Here is a 17,169-nt window from a genome sequence, read left to right as displayed (position 1 = left end):
ATTAGTTATTCCGTTCTTAAAGATTCTACAGGATTAGATGTTGCGGCTTTTATTGTCTTTACAGCTATGGTTAGCATGGCTATTAACACGGCAATTCCACCAGCTGCAAGGAAAATCCAAATATTAAGATCAATACGATACGGATAGTTCTGTAACCATTTATTCATGGTCCACCACGCAATAGGTGTAGCCATAAGAAATGCAATAACAACTAATTTCAGAAAGTCTTTGGTAAGCAATACCGTAATTGCAGAGACACTCGCACCAACAATTTTACGTACACCAATTTCCTTTCGTCGTTGTGCCACAATAAGCAATGACATGGCAAACAAACCGATACAGCTTAAGATAATCGCTAGTATTGATCCACTACCAATCATGGTAATCATAGTGCGTTCGTTGCGTAAGGTCCGTTCTATATTTTCATTTAAAAATGAGCCTTGAAACTCCACATTAGGCTCTATGGTATTCCAAGCTGTTTTTACATCATCATAAGCCTGTTCTAAATTTTGAGATGTGACTTTAACATAGACATTTCTTAGATTCCAATTAGGAAGTGCAAATAAGGTCATAGGTGCAATATGCTGATCTAATTCCTGAAAGTTAAAATCCTCAATTACTCCAACGATATTGTATGAAGCATCATCTAGTGTGATTTGAGATGCTAAAATATCGTCTTCATTCATCTGTTTGGCCATCGCTTCATTGATAATAACCGATAGACTATCGCTCACTAAATTCTTTCGAAATGAACGGCCTTCAATAATATTCAAATCTAAAGTTTCAACATAATCGGCATCAACAACTAACATATGCGTATCCACTCCACGCCCTTTGTGCTCAAAACCTAAGACACTCGTTGTTCGATTACCATCTTTACCAATACCTAAAATATTATTGGATGCTGTGATGCTCACAATATTCGGCTTATCCTGAAGCGTATTTCGAAGTAATTCTATAGCTTTTTGATCGTTGAGTTTTCCATTAAGCGGAAAAGCAATGACCTGATCTTTATTAAACCCTAAATCTTTAGTTCGCATAAATTCTACCTGATCCCAAAGTACAAGCGTACCACTTATCAATAAAATAGCAATCCCAAATTGTAAAACCATTAAACTATTACGTAAACGATTTTTACCATTGACCTGTAGCTTTCCTTTTAAACTTTGTAAAGTTCCAAGACGACTCATGAGTAATGCAGGATAACCACCTGCAATTAATGTAATTAGCAAAACACTAAAAATTAGCAAAATCAGTAATGATGGATTTAGTAACGTTGCCAATGAAGCTTGCGTTCTAAAGAGTGTTTGAAAATAAGGCAGTAACACCACAGCTAATAAAATCCCTAAACCTATAGACATTAAAAACACTAAAATGCTCTCTCCCCAAAACTGAAAGAAGAGCTGTTTTTTATTGGCTCCAAGTGTTTTTCGCATGCCAATCTCGCGCAAACGTTGTGAACTTTTGGCAATACTCATATTTATAAAATTCACACAAGCGATAAACAGAATTAAAAAAGAAATTCCCAAAACTAAATACGGCATGGTACGATTGACACTAACCACTCCTTGATTAAAATTAGCAAAGCGAACATCTGCCAACGGCAATACTTTTATTTGTCTGTAAAGGCCATCTGCATTAGGCTCAAAACCATCACGCTTGGCATTATCAATCTCATTTTTATAGTGTAATTGGGTAAAATCTGCTGTGCTTTTCTCAAATTGCTCAGGTTTTAAACCTTCAGAAAGTTGCATATACACCTCATGATTCTCCATGTCCCAACGTCCTACAGTTCTGGCGTAGGCATGTTCATTTTGGCTTTTAAAATTGAGCACGATATCAAAACCTATAGAACTTGTATCCGGAAAATCTTCAATAATCGCGGTGACATTAAAAGGCACTTCTACTTCATCTCTTAAAATAGTAACGGTTTGCCCTATAGGATTCTCATCTCCAAATATGCGTTTTGCAGCCTGTTCTGTCATCGCAACCGAAGACTCTGACGTTATTGGATTTTCCGTATCTCCTTTTACAATGGGAAAGCTGAACATTTCAAAAAAGTCGGGATCCACATAAGCAGTCCCCATACCGAGTTGCTTGTCTTGATACGTTAATAAAACTCCAGAACCACTATAACGTGTAATTTTCTCTACTCCTGTAACCTCATCACGAAGTGCTGCCGCAAAAGGTTCAGATTTTGAGGTATTGGCTTCAATACCGTATGGTCCACTATCTTCTGAATACACTTTATAAATCGTATCTCCATGGTCATGAAAGCGATCAAAAGACAATTGAAAAACCGCAAACATGCCTAATAATAGAGCTACTCCGAATGCTACTGTAAGACCTACGACATTGAGTGCTGTGAATGTTCTGTTCTTCCAGAGGTTTCTGAGTGCTATTTTGAAATAATTTTTAAACATAGTTTCTAAGAATTACTGTTCGTTTTTTGATTGATTGATTGATTGATTGATTGATTGATTTATTCTGTTCTAAGTGATTTCACAGGATTTGACGTAGCTGCTTTTACGGCTTGGAAGCTTACAGTGATTAGTGTAATGATTAATGCTCCAAAACAAGCAATCGCAAAGACGTCCCAACTTACGGTGGTGCGGTAACTAAATTTCTGCAACCATTGTCCCATAATATAATAAGCTAACGGAGATGCAATTAACAAAGCTATGATTACAAGCGTGATGAAATCTTTTGAAAGCAATAACCATAACTGACTGATTGATGCTCCTAATACTTTTCGGACTCCAATTTCTTTTGTGCGTTGTTCTGCGACAAACGATGCCAATCCAAAAAGTCCTAAGCAACTTATAAAAATCGCTAATGCCGTAAATACTCTTGCTAAACTGGCAACACGTTCTTCCGACTTAAACTTTGCTCCATATTCTTCATCCACAAACTGATAATCGAAAGGTGTGTTTGGGAAGTTCTTTTTAAAGACAGTTTCAATAAGCGCTAAATTTTCACTAGTGCTTTTTTCTGGATTAAGCCTTACATTATAAAACGCCGTATTATCTTCGCTATCAAAAACATACATCGCTTGTTTTACTGGACTGTAAGGCGATTGAATAATCATATCTTCAACAACGCCTACAATTTTTAAAGGTGGACTTGGGTCTTCAGTATCAGAATCCCTTATATATTTCCCAATAGGATTTTTGATATTCATATATTTTACAGCGGTTTCATTAAGAATTACCGCATTAGAGTCTGAAGCAAATGCTCTCGAAAACCCTCGCCCTTCTAGTACTTTTAAACCTAAAGTTTCAACAAATTCATAAGACACAGAAGTGTATGCTAAATCTTCTTGAAACCCCTCAGGCTTACCATCCCAAGTATAGCCAGATCGGTTAGACCACACATTAGTCATTGGTCCACTTGTCCCTGCCATTTCTAAAGCACCTCCAGAGGCTATAAACTGATTCCTCATGATATCTTTTTTCCCGATAAACTCGTTACTCATTACAGGAATTTGAATCAAACCTTCTTTATTATATCCAACTGGGCGATCTTTAGAAAATTGAATTTGATTCATTACCACCAATGTTCCTATAATCAATGCTACAGAAACGGTAAACTGGGCTACCACCAAAATTTTTCGAGGTAAGGATGAATAACGACCAGATTTAAAAGTACCTTTTAATACCGCTACAGGATTAAAAGACGATAAATACAATGCCGGATAACTTCCTGCTAAAAATGCCGTAATAATTACAAACACTAATGCTATCAACCAGAATTGAAGACTTGTCCACGGAAAAACAATGGCTTTACTCGCTAGGTTATTAAATCCATTTAAGAATAATAACACTAAACCAAGTGCAACAATAAATGAGAGAAAAACTATTAAAAACGATTCACTTAAAAATTGAAAAATAAGCTGACTACGTTGTGAGCCAATCGATTTTCTAATGCCAACTTCGGTCGCTCGTTTTTCTGAACGTGCGGTACTTAAATTCACAAAATTGATACAGGCTAATAACAAAATAAACAAACCTATAATACCAAACAACCAAACGTTTTCAATACGTCCGCCAGATTGCACTCCGTTTTCAAACTCACTTCGCAAATACCAATCTTTCATTGGTAATAAAAATAGTTGCGGATTAAATTGAGCTGTTTCGGATGAAGCATTTTTCTTTACATCACTAATTTTAGAATTGACCACATCCATAGTGGTATTCGCATTGATTTGCACAAACAACTGAAAAGAATTGTTTCCCCATGATTCTTTAGACCATTCAATCCAATCTTGCGTGGTGACATAATGTTTCCATGGAATGATATATTTCATGTCGCTAAACGAATTATTAGCTGGTATATCTTTATAGATTGCAGTGACCACTAAATCATCTTCGTTATTTACTTTTACGATTTTACCAAGTGCCGTATCATTCCCAAATAAAGCATTGACAGCAGATTCAGAGAGCATGATTGAATGCTTCTCTTTAAGGCCATCTTTAACACCTGCAATAATATCCAAGTCCAACATATCGGTTGCTCCTTCTTGCATCGCGTTTCCTGTTCTGTAAATGTTGGTTTCACCAAATTTCAGGTATCGTGGTTGCTCCCAAGATGACATCACAATATGTTTAAAGTTATCCGTATGATCTTGACGTAAGGCAAACTCTAATGGTCTCGGAATTGCAGGACCTGTTCCAATAGTATTATTTATAGTCTGACTTTGAAAAATTTGAGCTATGGTCTCTTTATTTTCAAAATGATTATTAAAATTTAATTCATCAGTGACCCATAAACCAATCATTATCGTCGCTGCCATGCCAACAGCTAAACCTGAAATATTGATAAATGAATACACCTTATTTTTAATAAGATTCCTAAACGCTATTTTGAAATAATTTTTTAGCATGATTTCTATAAATTACTGTTCGTTTCTTGATTGATTTGGTTTCAACACTTCAGTACAAGTTGATTGGTTGGTTGATGACGTACTGAAGTATTTCCACCTGATTGATTGATCATTATATACCTACAAGTTTTTCAAAACCTTGCAGGATAGACTACGCTAATATATTTTCAGTTACTTTTTGTCCGTCTAACATTCTTATAATTCTATGACTGTATTTAGCATCATGCTCACTGTGTGTTACCATGATGATGGTTGTTCCGGCTTCATTAAGATCGATTAATAAATCCATCACCTCATTACCATTAGTACTATCTAAATTTCCTGTTGGTTCATCGGCTAATATTAATTTTGGATTATTAACCACCGCTCTCGCTACTGCCACTCGTTGTTGCTGACCACCAGACAATTGCTGTGGAAAGTGATTACGACGATGCATAATTTGCATTTTTTCTAAAACTGCTTCTACTTGCTTTTTACGTTCTGCAGGTTTTACACCTGTGTAGATTAATGGTAATTCTACGTTTTCAAAAACGGTAAGTTCATCGATAAGATTAAAACTCTGAAATACAAAACCGATGTTATGTTTACGTAATTCTGAACGTTTACGCTCGTTATAACCTGCGACTTCAGTACCATTAAACATAAAACTGCCTCCATCTGGATCATCTAACAATCCTAAAATATTTAAAAGCGTGGATTTCCCACATCCTGAAGGTCCCATGATTGCCACAAACTCACCTTCTTTAACATTAAAAGACAGTTTATTTAAAGCGATGGTTTGCACTTCTTCGGTTTTATAAAATTTCTCTAAGTCCGTAATTTGTATCATTGTATTCGTTTTTTGGCTGTTGGCCCTTAGCTGTTAGCCTTTAGCTTGTTAGTTGTTAAATCTTAATTATTTCTCTATTCTCTTGTTTCTATTTCAAAATCAACTCTTCCGTATCACCAAAAGAATCATAACTCGATATCACTACTTTATCACCAGGATTTAATCCCTCAAGTACTTCGTAGTATTCTGTATTCTGACTTCCTAATCTGATATTTACTTTATAGGCCGTGTTACCATCTTCACTCACTTTAAATACCCAATTGCCTCCTGTTTTTTGAAAAAACCCACCTTTTGAAACTAATAAGGCTTCTTTCTCGGCACTTAAGGCCACACGGATCTGTAAATTCTGCCCTCTTCTTATACCTTCTGGCACATCTCCTTCAAATTTCATATCCACTTGAAAACGACCATTCGTTACTTGTGTAAATACTTTTTTGATGACCAACGTGTAGGTTTTGTTATTCAATGTGAAGGTTCCGATTTGACCATTATAGATTCTAGAAATATAATGCTCATCGATATCAACTCTTACCTTGTAACCACTAGTGACATCAACTTGTCCTAATCGTGTTCCTTTATTTATAGATTGTCCGATTTCAGCATCAAGAGATGTTAATTGCCCATCAATTGGTGCTCTAACCACTAAATCTCCTACTTTTTTTCGCATTAATTCTAAAGCACTTTGGGTTCTGGCATAAGAGTTTTTTGCTTGGCTTACTTCTAATTTAGACGAAATAGTATCTTCAGTTAAGACTTGTTTAGCCAGTTTCATACGTTCTTTTTGGTACTCATAATTATTCTGAGACGACTCGTAGTCCATTCGTCCTATGGCTCCTTTTTCATATAAGCGTTTATTCAAATTATAAACACGTTCCGCTTCAATCAGATTATTTTCAACATCAGTAAATTGATTTTGTCTGTTAATGGTATTTTGACGCGCTGCATTTTGAGAGATTTGCATTTGCGTTAACAAGTTATATACGGATGTTTCTTGGTTCACTAAACTCAATTCCAAATCAGTGTTCGATAATCTTAAAATAGGTTCGCCTTTCTTTAACATAGCTCCATCTTCAACAAACTTCTCCTCTACTCGGCCGCCTTCTAACGCATCTAAATAAATAGTGGTGATAGGCAATACAATACCATTAACAGGAATATTCTCTTGAAACACTCCTTTTGAAACGGTATTGATTGAAATGCGTTCTTTTTCAACATTCAATTTTGAACCACCTGACGTTTGAAAAATAACATACACGATTAAAGCCACTATGGCTAAAATCCCTAAAGCTAATCCTAGTTTTTGATTTGAAAATTTCTTCTTCTGAATTGGAACGTCCATTATATCTCTTTTATTTATACCATTTATATAGTGAAGATAGTGCCAAATACTTAAATAACTAATTACCAATATTTTATATTTTAACTTAAAAATAAAAGTGTCCGTTTTTGATACACTTTATGTTCGAAAACGCACACTTTTGAAGGCTCTAAAAATTTAGGTTTTGTAATTTTTATAAGCCCAAGATAAAATCGTAATATTGTAAACACAACCTTAGAATGAGCTCTATACGTAATTTCCGAAGAATGACGTTGGGCTTTGAAGGGACTTCCTAATAAATAAACCTCGATTATCGAGTGATGGTATTAAAAAACGCTACAATATTAGTTATAGACGATGATGTTGATGTATTAACAGCATTACGCCTGCTTTTAAAACCACTGGTTAAGGAAGTGGTTACCGAAAAAAATCCGAGTAATATTACGTCTCAAATTGAGCGTACCTCCTACGACATTATCATTTTAGACATGAACTTTAATGGTTTGGTCAATACAGGTAACGAAGGTATTTTTTGGTTGAATAAAATCCGGAAACAGAAACCTGAAACCTCTGTTATTTTAATGACCGCTTATGCTGATATTGATTTAGCGATAAGAGGATTAAAAGAAGGAGCTTCTGATTTTTTGATGAAACCTTGGAAGAATGAAAAAATCGTAGAAACGATTACAACGATTCTCAGTCAAAAGAAATCCCAAAACACTCAAAAGAAAAACATTAATAGCAATACCGTTGAAATCATTGGCGACAGTGACGTTATGACTGATGTCTTTACCAAACTTAAAAAAGTGGCGCCCACAGATGCCAACGTTTTAATCCTTGGTGAAAACGGTACAGGTAAAGATTTAATTGCTCGTGCGCTTCATGATAACTCCAACAGAAAACACCTACCGTTTGTAAAAGTCGATGTTGGCGCTTTAACCGAATCGTTATTTGAAAGTGAATTATTTGGGTATAAAAAAGGTGCGTTTACAGACGCTAGAGAAGACAGAAAAGGCCGTTTTGAAGCTGCCCATGGTGGTACATTATTTTTAGATGAAATTGGCAATATTAGTTTAGCCCAACAAGCACGATTACTCACCGTTTTACAGAATAGACAAGTGACGCCTTTAGGTTCTAATACTTCAATTCCTATTGACATTCGGTTAGTTTGTGCGACAAATATTAATCCACAAATTTTAGCGGACGAAAAGAAATTTCGAAAAGATTTAATTTACAGAATAAATACGGTGGACATTATTGCGCCACCACTTAGAGATCGTGGCACAGATATTACCGAATTAGCACATCATTTTGTCACCTTATATGCCGAAAAATATAATAAAAGTCCGTTTTCATTTGATTCCGGATTTATTTCAAAATTAAAAAATCACGACTTCCCAGGCAATGTTAGAGAATTGCAATACGTTTTAGAACGTGCTGTAATAATGACCGATGGTTCCGTTTTAAAACCTGAAGACTTAGTGTTTTCATCTATAGAACGTCCGTCCTCAGCGACAAGTATTACCACGAAGAGTTTAAACTTAGACGATTTAGAAAAAAATGCGATTTTAAATGTCCTTGAAAAAAATAAGGGTAACGTGTCTAAATCGGCTAAAGAACTAGGCATTACAAGAGCTGCTTTATACCGAAGACTAGAAAAGTATGAACTATAGAAGTTACATCTTTTGGCTCTTTTTTAAAATTCTTCTTTTAGTGAGTACCATACTTGCATTAGCCTATACCATATACAAGGAACAGACTGCTTACATCGTAGTAATTAGCATTGCACTACTTTACTTATGTATTAATACCTACACATTTGTAAAACGAAGGTTTGTGGTGATGGATGATTTTTTTGAAGCAGTTAAGTATCGTGACTTTTCGAGATGGTTTCCAGAAGACAGAGGTCCAAAAGATATTCGTTTTTTATACACAGGCTTTAATGAAATTAATAGAACGATTAAAGAAATCAACTCTCAAAACGAAGCGCAATACGTTTACCTTCAAAAGATTTTAGAAATGGTAGACATTGGGATTATTGCGTATAATCTAGAATCTGGCGACGTGCTTTGGAGTAATGATTCTTTTGGGGAAACGCTAGATATGCCTTCGTTTAAAAATATTCGGTTTGTAGAAAACAGAAAACCAGAATTATTCAATACCATTTTTGAAACCTATCATAGAGAACCAAATTCCATTTCGATAGCGCTTCAAAATGAAAGTATTAAAATATTAATTTCAGATACCGTATTTCAGGTTAAAGATGATGCTTTCAAATTAATTGTGATTCAGAATATCGATGATACTTTAAATAAAAATGAATCGGAATCTTGGAAAAAGCTTTTAAGCGTGATGACTCATGAAATCATGAATTCTATTGCTCCGATTTCATCCTTAGCAGATACCCTTCAAAAAAACTTACAATTAGCCATAGAACAACCTGAAGAAACACGCCTTGAGTTAGACGATTTAAATGCAGGAGTTAAAACCATTAAAAACCGTAGTGAAGGTCTTTTAAAATTTGCGAAAACCTATAGAAGTTTGAGTAAAGTCACACACCTCAACCTACAACGTGTTAAAATTGAAGACTTATTTAATAATCTTCAGTTGTTAATGGAACCTTCAATAAAGGCGAAAAACATAAGTATAGAATTTAATGTTACCTCTCCCAAATTAGAGTTGGATATTGACACCCATCTTATAGAACAAGTCTTAATCAACCTTATTTTAAATGCTGTTGATGCTTGTAAAGACGGAGACCATCCCGAAATTAAAGTCCTTGCTTCTGAAAACCCAAATAGAGATATTGTGATTAAGGTTTTAGACAATGGCTCTGGAATTCCTAAAGACATTTTAGAAAATATCTTTGTACCGTTCTTTACTAGTAAAACGACAGGAAGTGGCATTGGATTAAGCCTTTGTAAGCAAATTATGTTGCTTCATAAAGGCAGAATTATTGTAAAAAGTGTAGAAGGCGAAGGTTCTGTATTTAGTTTGGTGTTTTAATAAAAACAAAAAACCTCCAACACAATAGTTGAAGGTTTTATTAGTAGCGGGAACTGGACTCGAACCAGTGACCTTCGGGTTATGAGCCCGACGAGCTACCTACTGCTCTATCCCGCGATTTAATCTAAAAATGATTTTCTTAGCTCTTAACTTTCGGTTCATAATGCCGACTCAATCATTTTAGGACTGCAAAGATAATACTTTTTTTATATTATGAAAGACTAAACAAAAAAATAACGCACAAATTTTATATGAGCGTTATTTTTATATAATTACATGGCTAAAAATAATTAATCTTCGTCTTCTTCGTCATCCAAAGTTGCCAATGCTCCCTCTAAATTAGCAGCATCTAAGTCAAAATCAATAATATTAGGAAGCTCTTCTCTCAAAACTGCATAATTTCCTTTAAATTGATTGTTACTTAATAATAAAGTCTTTAAACCTTTTAATTCTACTAGAACACCTGGAAGGTTACCATAAAATGCATTATTAGATAATACTAACTCTTCTAAATCTTTTAACTCAGCTATTGAAGATGGGATAGTACCAATTAAATTATTGTCAAAAACACTTAATACTTTCAAAGATTTCAAATTAGATAAACTTGATGGAAGTTTTCCCATCAATTGATTACTACTTAAAATTAACGTTTCTAGTTCTGTTAAACTGCCTATTGAAGATGGAATCTGACCGAAAAATTCATTATTAAATAATTCTAAAGATTTCAAACTTGTTAAGTTCCCAATATCTGAAGGTATTGCACCGCTAAAGCTATTAGAGTATAATTTTAACTCCTCAAGATTAATCATGTTCACTAAGGTACTAGGCAATTCACCTCCTAATTTATTGAAGGATAAGTTAAGAACTTTTAAATAAACTAAATCTGATATTGATTCTGGAAGATTCCCATTTAAACCATTAAAGCTTAAATTTAACGCTATAACATTTTCCCCTTCTAATGTTATCCCATACCATTTTGAAACAGGCTGTTCTAAATCCCATTTGTGGTTCCAAGAATCACCATTGGTTTTATTAAATAAATCTACAAGTGCATTTTTTTGATCTTGCGAGACTTCTGCAAAAGTGAATACTGAAATGAAACAGAAAAGTAATGTTATTTTTAGTGTCTTCATAATTGTAGATTTTTGTGGAGGGACACAATAACACTACGAATATACGAGAAACCCCCATCAACCGCAACTTTTTTCGACCAACTACACAACAAAAACAACTATAAATCTGAACACCAACTAATTACAAAAATATTATTGTTCTATGTTTTCAGCTTGAAAAGATACAACACGCTGATTATCAACCACTATTGAAACCTGAATGGGATTACAGCATATTTCACAATCTTCAATATATTTTTGATGCCTTTGAGACACATCAACTAGCATAGAAATCTGTTCCCAACAATAAGGACATTGAAAAAAATGTTCGTGCATTACTTACTTAAATTAAAATTGAACATTCAATAGTTCACCACTAATCTGTAGTAACTCTAACTCTGATAATTTAGCTGAAAATTTCGCCTGGTTACGGCTTAATTCTGCATTTAGTAAATTAATCTGAGCCTGTCTAAATTCAATAGAATTGACTTGTCCTATCTTAAACTTTTCTTGGGTACGATCAAAGTTATTTTGAGCCGTAATAATATTCTTTTCCTGAATATTATAAATTTCTAATTTGTTTTGATAATTATCCCAAGCATTATTAAAATCGCGTTCTATACTTAGTAAAATACTTTCTTTTTGAAGTTGTTGCGTTTCTAAGTTAATCTTCGCATTTCTCACCCTTGTAATTGTTGAGCCACCATCAAAAAGATTCCAACTTAAATTTAAACCTGCAGACAAACCAGTACTAGTAGAAACGGCTAAAAGTGCTACTGCATTGTTATTGTTTTTATTCCATCCATAAGAACCAGATAATCCTATTGTTGGCAAGAAATCTGATTTTCCAGAATTAATATCTAGCTTACTTATTGCAATGTTTTTTTCGGTTTGAAGTAAAGCTATATTTCTAGATTTTGCTTTTTCAAATAAACTATCTTTTTCTAATTGAAGTGTAAAAACAACTTCTGTATCTACATTAAAATCATTAGTATATGTTTCTCCTAAAACTAATTTTAAATCACGCTTGGCGATTTTTAAATTTTGTTTAGTGTTAATGATATTAATACTATCCGTGTTAATATCTACCTCTGCATTTAAGACTCCTAGTTTTGTATTCTGGCCATAATCAAACTGATAATTCGCTCTTACTAACCTATCTTTTGTAATCATTAGGGTTTCTTCTAAGGCATTCAAATTATCTGAAAATTGAGCGACATTATAATATGCTGAAAATAATTGAAGAATAGTAGATTCAATAGTTGCTCTCGCTTGCAACTCTGATAATTGATATTGTTCTTTTAACCGTTTATAATTATAATGCCTCCCTAAACCATCAAAAAGAGTGTAATTTAAAGTTATACTAGCATTATAATTAGAACTTTCTGCCCCATTTAAAACGGCATCAGGTCTTCCATCTGAAAATTCAGCTTCTGTATTATCTAAATTATAATTTGCTCCTGCATTACCTGCAAGTGTTGGTAGAAACCCAGTATTAAGAATACTAGTACTATTTTCAGCCACAGCTACAGCATTTTTAGCTATTTTAACTCCATAATTATTCTCTAGAGCTACAGAAACAGCGGCTTCCTTAGTTAAAACTTCTTGTGCTTGCAGACCAAAGCAACACAATAAAAACAGAAATGTCAGTTTTACTTTAGTCATCATTTGCTTCATTTTGTTCTATAATTGCTCGTTCTACTTCTTCTTTTGTCACCTCTTTACCTGTTACCAGCCATTTTCCACTCTGCTTAATACTATTACTAAATGATAAAAATAATGGCAAGACTAATAACGTTAATATAGTGGCATAAGCTATACCAAATGATATAGAGATTGCCATAGGTTTTAGAAATTGTGCCTGCCTACTTTTTTCTAATAACAAAGGTGCTAAACCTGCAATGGTTGTTAACGAGGTTAAGAAAATTGCTCTAAAACGCGACTTTCCGGCTTCGGACAAAGCATAATCAAAAGACATTCCTTCCTTTAAATTACTATTAAACTTTCCTATTAGAACTAATCCATCGTTTACCATGATACCTATTAACGCTATAATTCCTAAAAGGGACAGAATATTAACTTGAAAACCTAATAACCAATGTCCCCAAGCTACAGCTGTTAAACTAAATGGAATTAATAAAATAAGTAAAAATGGCTGTGAATAACTTCTAAACGTAAATGCTATGGTAATATAAATTAATAACAAGATTATTGGTCCTGCAAGTTTTAACGATCCTGTTAATTTACTGGCCTCACGGTTTTGCCCTTCAAAAGAAGCATTTATTGTAGGATACTTAGATTGTAGTTTTGGTATAAAAACCGTTCTAATATCATCTATAATATCTGTATTACTTGTGCTAGGATCTTTTAGATCTGCATATACTTGGATCTCACGTTTACCTTCTAAGTGGTTTATCGCTACATCTCCTCTAGCGATAGTATAATTAGCAATATCTTTTAAAGTGACACGCTCATTTGTAGGTGTTACAATGCGCATGGCATCTAAATCATTAATAGAGCTTCTGTTATTTTTATCGTAACGCACCCAAACTTTAATTTCATCTTGTCCACGTTGAAAACGTTGAGCTTGTGCCCCAAAAAATCCTGAACGAATTTGTGCCATCACCGTTCTTAAATCGAGACCTAATAAATAGGCACTTTCTTTAAGCTCTAATCTAATTTCTTTAATACCTGCAGGATCATTATCACCAATATCTTTAAGTAACGGATTAGATTCCAAATACTTTTTTAACTCTAATTTAGAAGCCTTTAATTCTTCAATATTATTACTTAACAAGGATACTGATACTGGACTACCACCAAAATTTCCACCAGAGCCGTAAATTAATCGTTCAGTACCTATTACAGGACCAACCAACTCACTTAATCGATTGGTAACTAAATCTGACTTTATTTCATCTGGTCGTTCTTCGCCTGGTAATAAATTAATTCTTAACCTCGCACTAGAACTACTACTAATTTCAACAATAGTGTTTTCAAATAATTGTTTATCAGTTCCTTTTAGATATTTATCGCTAAGTTCTTTGTTAACTATGAATGACTTTTCTTCAATCATAGAAATAATAGAATCTGTGATTTTCACATTAGTACCTGCTGGCATTACTAATTCTATATTTACAGCATCACTAGCGACCCTCGGAAATAAAGTAACACCAATAATTCCACCTCCAAGCGAACCAATAGTTAAAACTAATAAGGCTACAAAAACACCCAAAGAGAATAGTTTATATTTTAATACACGATTTAAAATAGGTGTATAAACTCTATCTCTTAAAAAAGACATAAACCGGTCTCCTCCCTTATTAATTGCTCTCATAAATGAGAAAAACTGCTTTATTTTTGAAGGATTCTCATCTACTTTTCTAGGTTTTAATGCCTTTGAATGCGCTAAGTGAGCAGGTAGAATAATAAGTGCCTCAACTAAAGACACTACTAAAGTTAAAATTACTATAACAGCAACTTCACTAAAAAATTCACCTATCCTACTATCTAAAAAGAAGAATAAAGAGAAAGCTAACAGTGTTGTAATAATAGCTGATACTACAGGCGGAATAACTTCCATTGTACCATCAATAGCTGCTTGAATTGGTTTTTTTCCTTTTTCATAATGTTGGTAAATATTCTCTGCGATAACGATACCATCATCCACCAAAATACCAATCACTATTATCATCCCAAAAAGTGACAATACATTAATTGTTACATCAAACTGAGCCGCAAAAATAAACATACCTAAAAACGAAATAGGCAAACCAAATGCTACCCATAATGCCAATCTGGTATTTAAAAATATAGATAAAAACACCAATACTAAAATCATACCTACAATGGCATTCTCTGTCAGTAATTGCGTACGTTGATTTAGTGTTATTGATAAATCCCTAACAACATTTAATTGAACGTTGGTGTATTTTTGATTGTATTCTTCTATGTACTCTTTGACTTTGTCTGCTGATGAAATTAAGTCTTCATTATTGGTACTTGTAATTGAAATATTTACTGCTAATTCTTGATTAAAATAAGTTGCATTAGGCGTTTCAGAGAATCGATCTCTAATAATAGCAATATCTTTTAATCGTATCACTTTGCCATCAGAAGATGCTCTTACAATAATATTAGAAAGTTCTTTACCGTAGTATTGTTTGTTATTGGCTCTGATTAAATATTCTTCGGCAATGGTTTTTACATTTCCACCAGTAACCAATATGTTAGCACTACTAACGGCTTCTGCAACCTCACTAAATGTAAGATTATAAGCTAATAAATCTAGTTCATTAACTGCAATTTCAATTTCTTCATCAGGAAAACCCGATATTTCAATTTGAGAAATACCATCAATAGCTCTTAAATCCGTTTCTACTTGTCTTGCTAACTGTTTTAATGTCACTAACGGAATATCTTTACCACTTACGGCAAAAGAAATCGTTTCCCTTACAGCTTCTTGTTTTGAAACTATTAAAGGCTCCATTCCTGTTGGAAATGAGGGTACTCTATCTACTGCATTTTTAACTTCGAGCAGCATGAAATCTATGTTTTCGCCTTTCTCAATTTCAACTGTTATAGAACCACTATTTTCTCTAGATGTTGACGTCACTCTATCAACACCTTTTAATCCCTTAAGATTATCTTCAATTTGAAGAACAATACCCTCTTCTATCTCCTGAGGAGAAGCTCCTGGATATGTAATGTTGACATTAATTATTTTAGATTCTGTAAGCGGAAAGAACGACGACTTTAAAGATGTTACACCTATAATACCAAAGACAAAGAATGCAATAATAAAGATGTTTACAGCAACATGATATCGTATAAAATATTCAATTATTTTTCTCATTATTGAATAGAATCAGAGGTTGAAGACATATCTTTTGCCGCTTTTACATGCATACCTGCATAAGCACCAGGAACTGGTTTTCTTAAAATGATAGTTCCATCTGGCACCTCTTTTAAAACCACTTTTTCACTAGAAAAATGTACAGGCTTAACCGGAATAACATCAAGTAAACTATCATTAACTACAAAAATCTCTTCAGTGTCTAATAATAAGTTTCTATCAATTTCTATAGCATTATCTACTTTTTCAGCATTTAATTTGGCTTCTAGATACATACCTTCTTTTAAGTCTGCATGTTTAACTTCTATATAAACCGTTATAGTTTGTGTAGTTGCATCGATACTTCCGTTTACTCGCGATACCTCACCTTGATACGCTTTAGTATGATCTAAACTTGCAAGACTCACACTTTCTCCTTCTTTTAAAATATCTGCAAAAGATTTACTAATGGCGACTTCCATCTCGTAAACGGAAGGATTAATAAATTCTCCTAATTTCTGTCCACTCCTTACTAAAGTCCCTTCTGTAACTAAGGCCTCTGTTAATATGCCTGAAAATGGAGCTATTATTCTATATTTGGTTAATCGCTGTTCTAAATTCTTAACGCTGTAATAAGCGCTAACTATTCCACGACCAGTTATAAAATAGTTTTCTTTTTCATCTGAAATTTCTGGTAGCTTTGGAGTCGTTTTATTTAAATCAAAACTATTTAGATAGCTTTGCCATTTTTGAAATACATTAGGAAAATCTAAGCGTAAATCTGGCATAACGGCTGCAATACTATTATACAAACTACTTTTAGCAGATTGTACACCTGCATAATACTCAGAAGCATCTAAACGAATTAATGCTTCTCCTTTATTAAATTTTTGACCTGGCTTAAAAAGTTTTGAACCTGTTTTAAAAATCCCTTGAACCTCAGAATATAACTCAACACGTTGTTTAGCTGTGAGACTACCATTTGCAGAAATTACGATAGGAATGGTGCTGTTTTTTACAGTATCTGTAAGTACTGTTTTTACCATTTTAGGAATTACTGGTTTTGGCTTATGTTTATTATCAATGAGATAATTAGCAAAAAGAACGGCTCCTAATATAAATAGAACTCCTAAAACGGATAAAATAATTTTTCTTAACATAATGTTGATCGTGGTCAGTATTTTGCAA

Annotated in this window: 11 protein-coding genes and 1 tRNA gene; 2 read left to right on the top strand and 10 right to left on the bottom strand. The window is 33.7% G+C overall.

Annotated features, from left to right (window positions below; all coding sequences use genetic code 11):
* Positions 1–5: 5 nt before the first annotated feature.
* From DFQ10_RS05000 to DFQ10_RS04985, 4 genes are all read right to left on the bottom strand, one after another.
* Positions 6–2,423: an FtsX-like permease family protein gene (locus tag DFQ10_RS05000; RefSeq protein WP_115816255.1), complete on the bottom strand. Its 2,418-nt coding sequence runs from the start codon at positions 2,421–2,423 to the stop codon at positions 6–8.
* A 59-nt stretch (positions 2,424–2,482) separates the two neighbouring features.
* Positions 2,483–4,882 carry an ABC transporter permease gene (locus DFQ10_RS04995; protein ID WP_115816254.1) on the bottom strand — a complete coding sequence of 800 codons (2,400 nt, stop codon included), beginning with the start codon at positions 4,880–4,882 and terminating at the stop codon, positions 2,483–2,485.
* Positions 4,883–5,033: 151 nt separating this feature from the next.
* On the bottom strand, positions 5,034–5,711 hold the full coding sequence (locus DFQ10_RS04990) for an ABC transporter ATP-binding protein (RefSeq protein ID WP_092468267.1): 678 nt from the start codon (positions 5,709–5,711) through the stop codon (positions 5,034–5,036).
* A gap of 88 nt (positions 5,712–5,799) precedes the next feature.
* A complete protein-coding gene (locus tag DFQ10_RS04985) occupies positions 5,800–7,050 on the bottom strand; it encodes an efflux RND transporter periplasmic adaptor subunit (RefSeq protein ID WP_115816253.1) in 1,251 nt (416 codons plus the stop codon).
* Positions 7,051–7,349: 299 nt separating this feature from the next.
* Here DFQ10_RS04985 and DFQ10_RS04980 point away from each other — a divergent pair, with 299 nt between their 5' ends.
* Together DFQ10_RS04980 and DFQ10_RS04975 are read left to right on the top strand one after the other, a co-directional pair.
* Positions 7,350–8,702 carry a sigma-54-dependent transcriptional regulator gene (locus DFQ10_RS04980; protein ID WP_115816450.1) on the top strand — a complete coding sequence of 451 codons (1,353 nt, stop codon included), beginning with the start codon at positions 7,350–7,352 and terminating at the stop codon, positions 8,700–8,702.
* The gene (locus DFQ10_RS04975; protein ID WP_115816252.1) at positions 8,692–10,035 is read left to right on the top strand and encodes a sensor histidine kinase; all 1,344 of its coding nucleotides are present in this window, start codon (positions 8,692–8,694) and stop codon (positions 10,033–10,035) included. The genes DFQ10_RS04980 and DFQ10_RS04975 overlap by 11 nt, the downstream gene beginning before the upstream one ends.
* A gap of 44 nt (positions 10,036–10,079) precedes the next feature.
* On the opposite strand, the gene DFQ10_RS04970 is transcribed toward DFQ10_RS04975, so the two are convergent.
* From DFQ10_RS04970 to DFQ10_RS04945, 6 genes are all read right to left on the bottom strand, one after another.
* Positions 10,080–10,152, bottom strand: a tRNA-Met gene (locus tag DFQ10_RS04970).
* Positions 10,153–10,325: 173 nt separating this feature from the next.
* Complete coding sequence (locus DFQ10_RS04965) at positions 10,326–11,168, bottom strand: leucine-rich repeat domain-containing protein (protein ID WP_115816251.1); 843 nt, start codon at positions 11,166–11,168, stop codon at positions 10,326–10,328.
* Between the two features lie 132 nt (positions 11,169–11,300).
* Positions 11,301–11,483 carry a CPXCG motif-containing cysteine-rich protein gene (locus DFQ10_RS04960; RefSeq protein WP_115816250.1) on the bottom strand — a complete coding sequence of 61 codons (183 nt, stop codon included), beginning with the start codon at positions 11,481–11,483 and terminating at the stop codon, positions 11,301–11,303.
* Between the two features lie 12 nt (positions 11,484–11,495).
* On the bottom strand, positions 11,496–12,815 hold the full coding sequence (locus tag DFQ10_RS04955) for a TolC family protein (RefSeq protein ID WP_115816249.1): 1,320 nt from the start codon (positions 12,813–12,815) through the stop codon (positions 11,496–11,498).
* A complete protein-coding gene (locus tag DFQ10_RS04950) occupies positions 12,805–16,002 on the bottom strand; it encodes an efflux RND transporter permease subunit (RefSeq protein WP_115816248.1) in 3,198 nt (1,065 codons plus the stop codon). The genes DFQ10_RS04955 and DFQ10_RS04950 overlap by 11 nt, the downstream gene beginning before the upstream one ends.
* Positions 16,002–17,141 (bottom strand): efflux RND transporter periplasmic adaptor subunit, encoded by a 1,140-nt coding sequence (locus DFQ10_RS04945; RefSeq protein WP_115816247.1) that lies wholly within the window; start codon positions 17,139–17,141, stop codon positions 16,002–16,004. The genes DFQ10_RS04950 and DFQ10_RS04945 overlap by 1 nt, the downstream gene beginning before the upstream one ends.
* Positions 17,142–17,169: the final 28 nt, after the last annotated feature.

The sequence above is a fragment of the Winogradskyella eximia genome (assembly GCF_003386165.1).
GTDB classification, from domain to species: domain Bacteria; phylum Bacteroidota; class Bacteroidia; order Flavobacteriales; family Flavobacteriaceae; genus Winogradskyella; species Winogradskyella eximia.
This window is presented reverse-complemented; position numbering and strand designations above follow the sequence as displayed.

What these genes read in the sequence shown, in the direction of transcription:
- DFQ10_RS05000 (WP_115816255.1), bottom strand. Translation starts at nt 2,423, where the DNA reads ATGTTTAAAAATTATTTCAAAATAGCACTCAGAAACCTCTGGAAGAAC.
- DFQ10_RS04995 (WP_115816254.1), bottom strand. Translation starts at nt 4,882, where the DNA reads ATGCTAAAAAATTATTTCAAAATAGCGTTTAGGAATCTTATTAAAAAT.
- DFQ10_RS04990 (WP_092468267.1), bottom strand. Translation starts at nt 5,711, where the DNA reads ATGATACAAATTACGGACTTAGAGAAATTTTATAAAACCGAAGAAGTG.
- DFQ10_RS04985 (WP_115816253.1), bottom strand. Translation starts at nt 7,050, where the DNA reads ATGGACGTTCCAATTCAGAAGAAGAAATTTTCAAATCAAAAACTAGGA.
- DFQ10_RS04980 (WP_115816450.1), top strand. Translation starts at nt 7,350, where the DNA reads ATGGTATTAAAAAACGCTACAATATTAGTTATAGACGATGATGTTGAT.
- DFQ10_RS04975 (WP_115816252.1), top strand. Translation starts at nt 8,692, where the DNA reads ATGAACTATAGAAGTTACATCTTTTGGCTCTTTTTTAAAATTCTTCTT.
- DFQ10_RS04965 (WP_115816251.1), bottom strand. Translation starts at nt 11,168, where the DNA reads ATGAAGACACTAAAAATAACATTACTTTTCTGTTTCATTTCAGTATTC.
- DFQ10_RS04960 (WP_115816250.1), bottom strand. Translation starts at nt 11,483, where the DNA reads ATGCACGAACATTTTTTTCAATGTCCTTATTGTTGGGAACAGATTTCT.
- DFQ10_RS04955 (WP_115816249.1), bottom strand. Translation starts at nt 12,815, where the DNA reads ATGATGACTAAAGTAAAACTGACATTTCTGTTTTTATTGTGTTGCTTT.
- DFQ10_RS04950 (WP_115816248.1), bottom strand. Translation starts at nt 16,002, where the DNA reads ATGAGAAAAATAATTGAATATTTTATACGATATCATGTTGCTGTAAAC.
- DFQ10_RS04945 (WP_115816247.1), bottom strand. Translation starts at nt 17,141, where the DNA reads ATGTTAAGAAAAATTATTTTATCCGTTTTAGGAGTTCTATTTATATTA.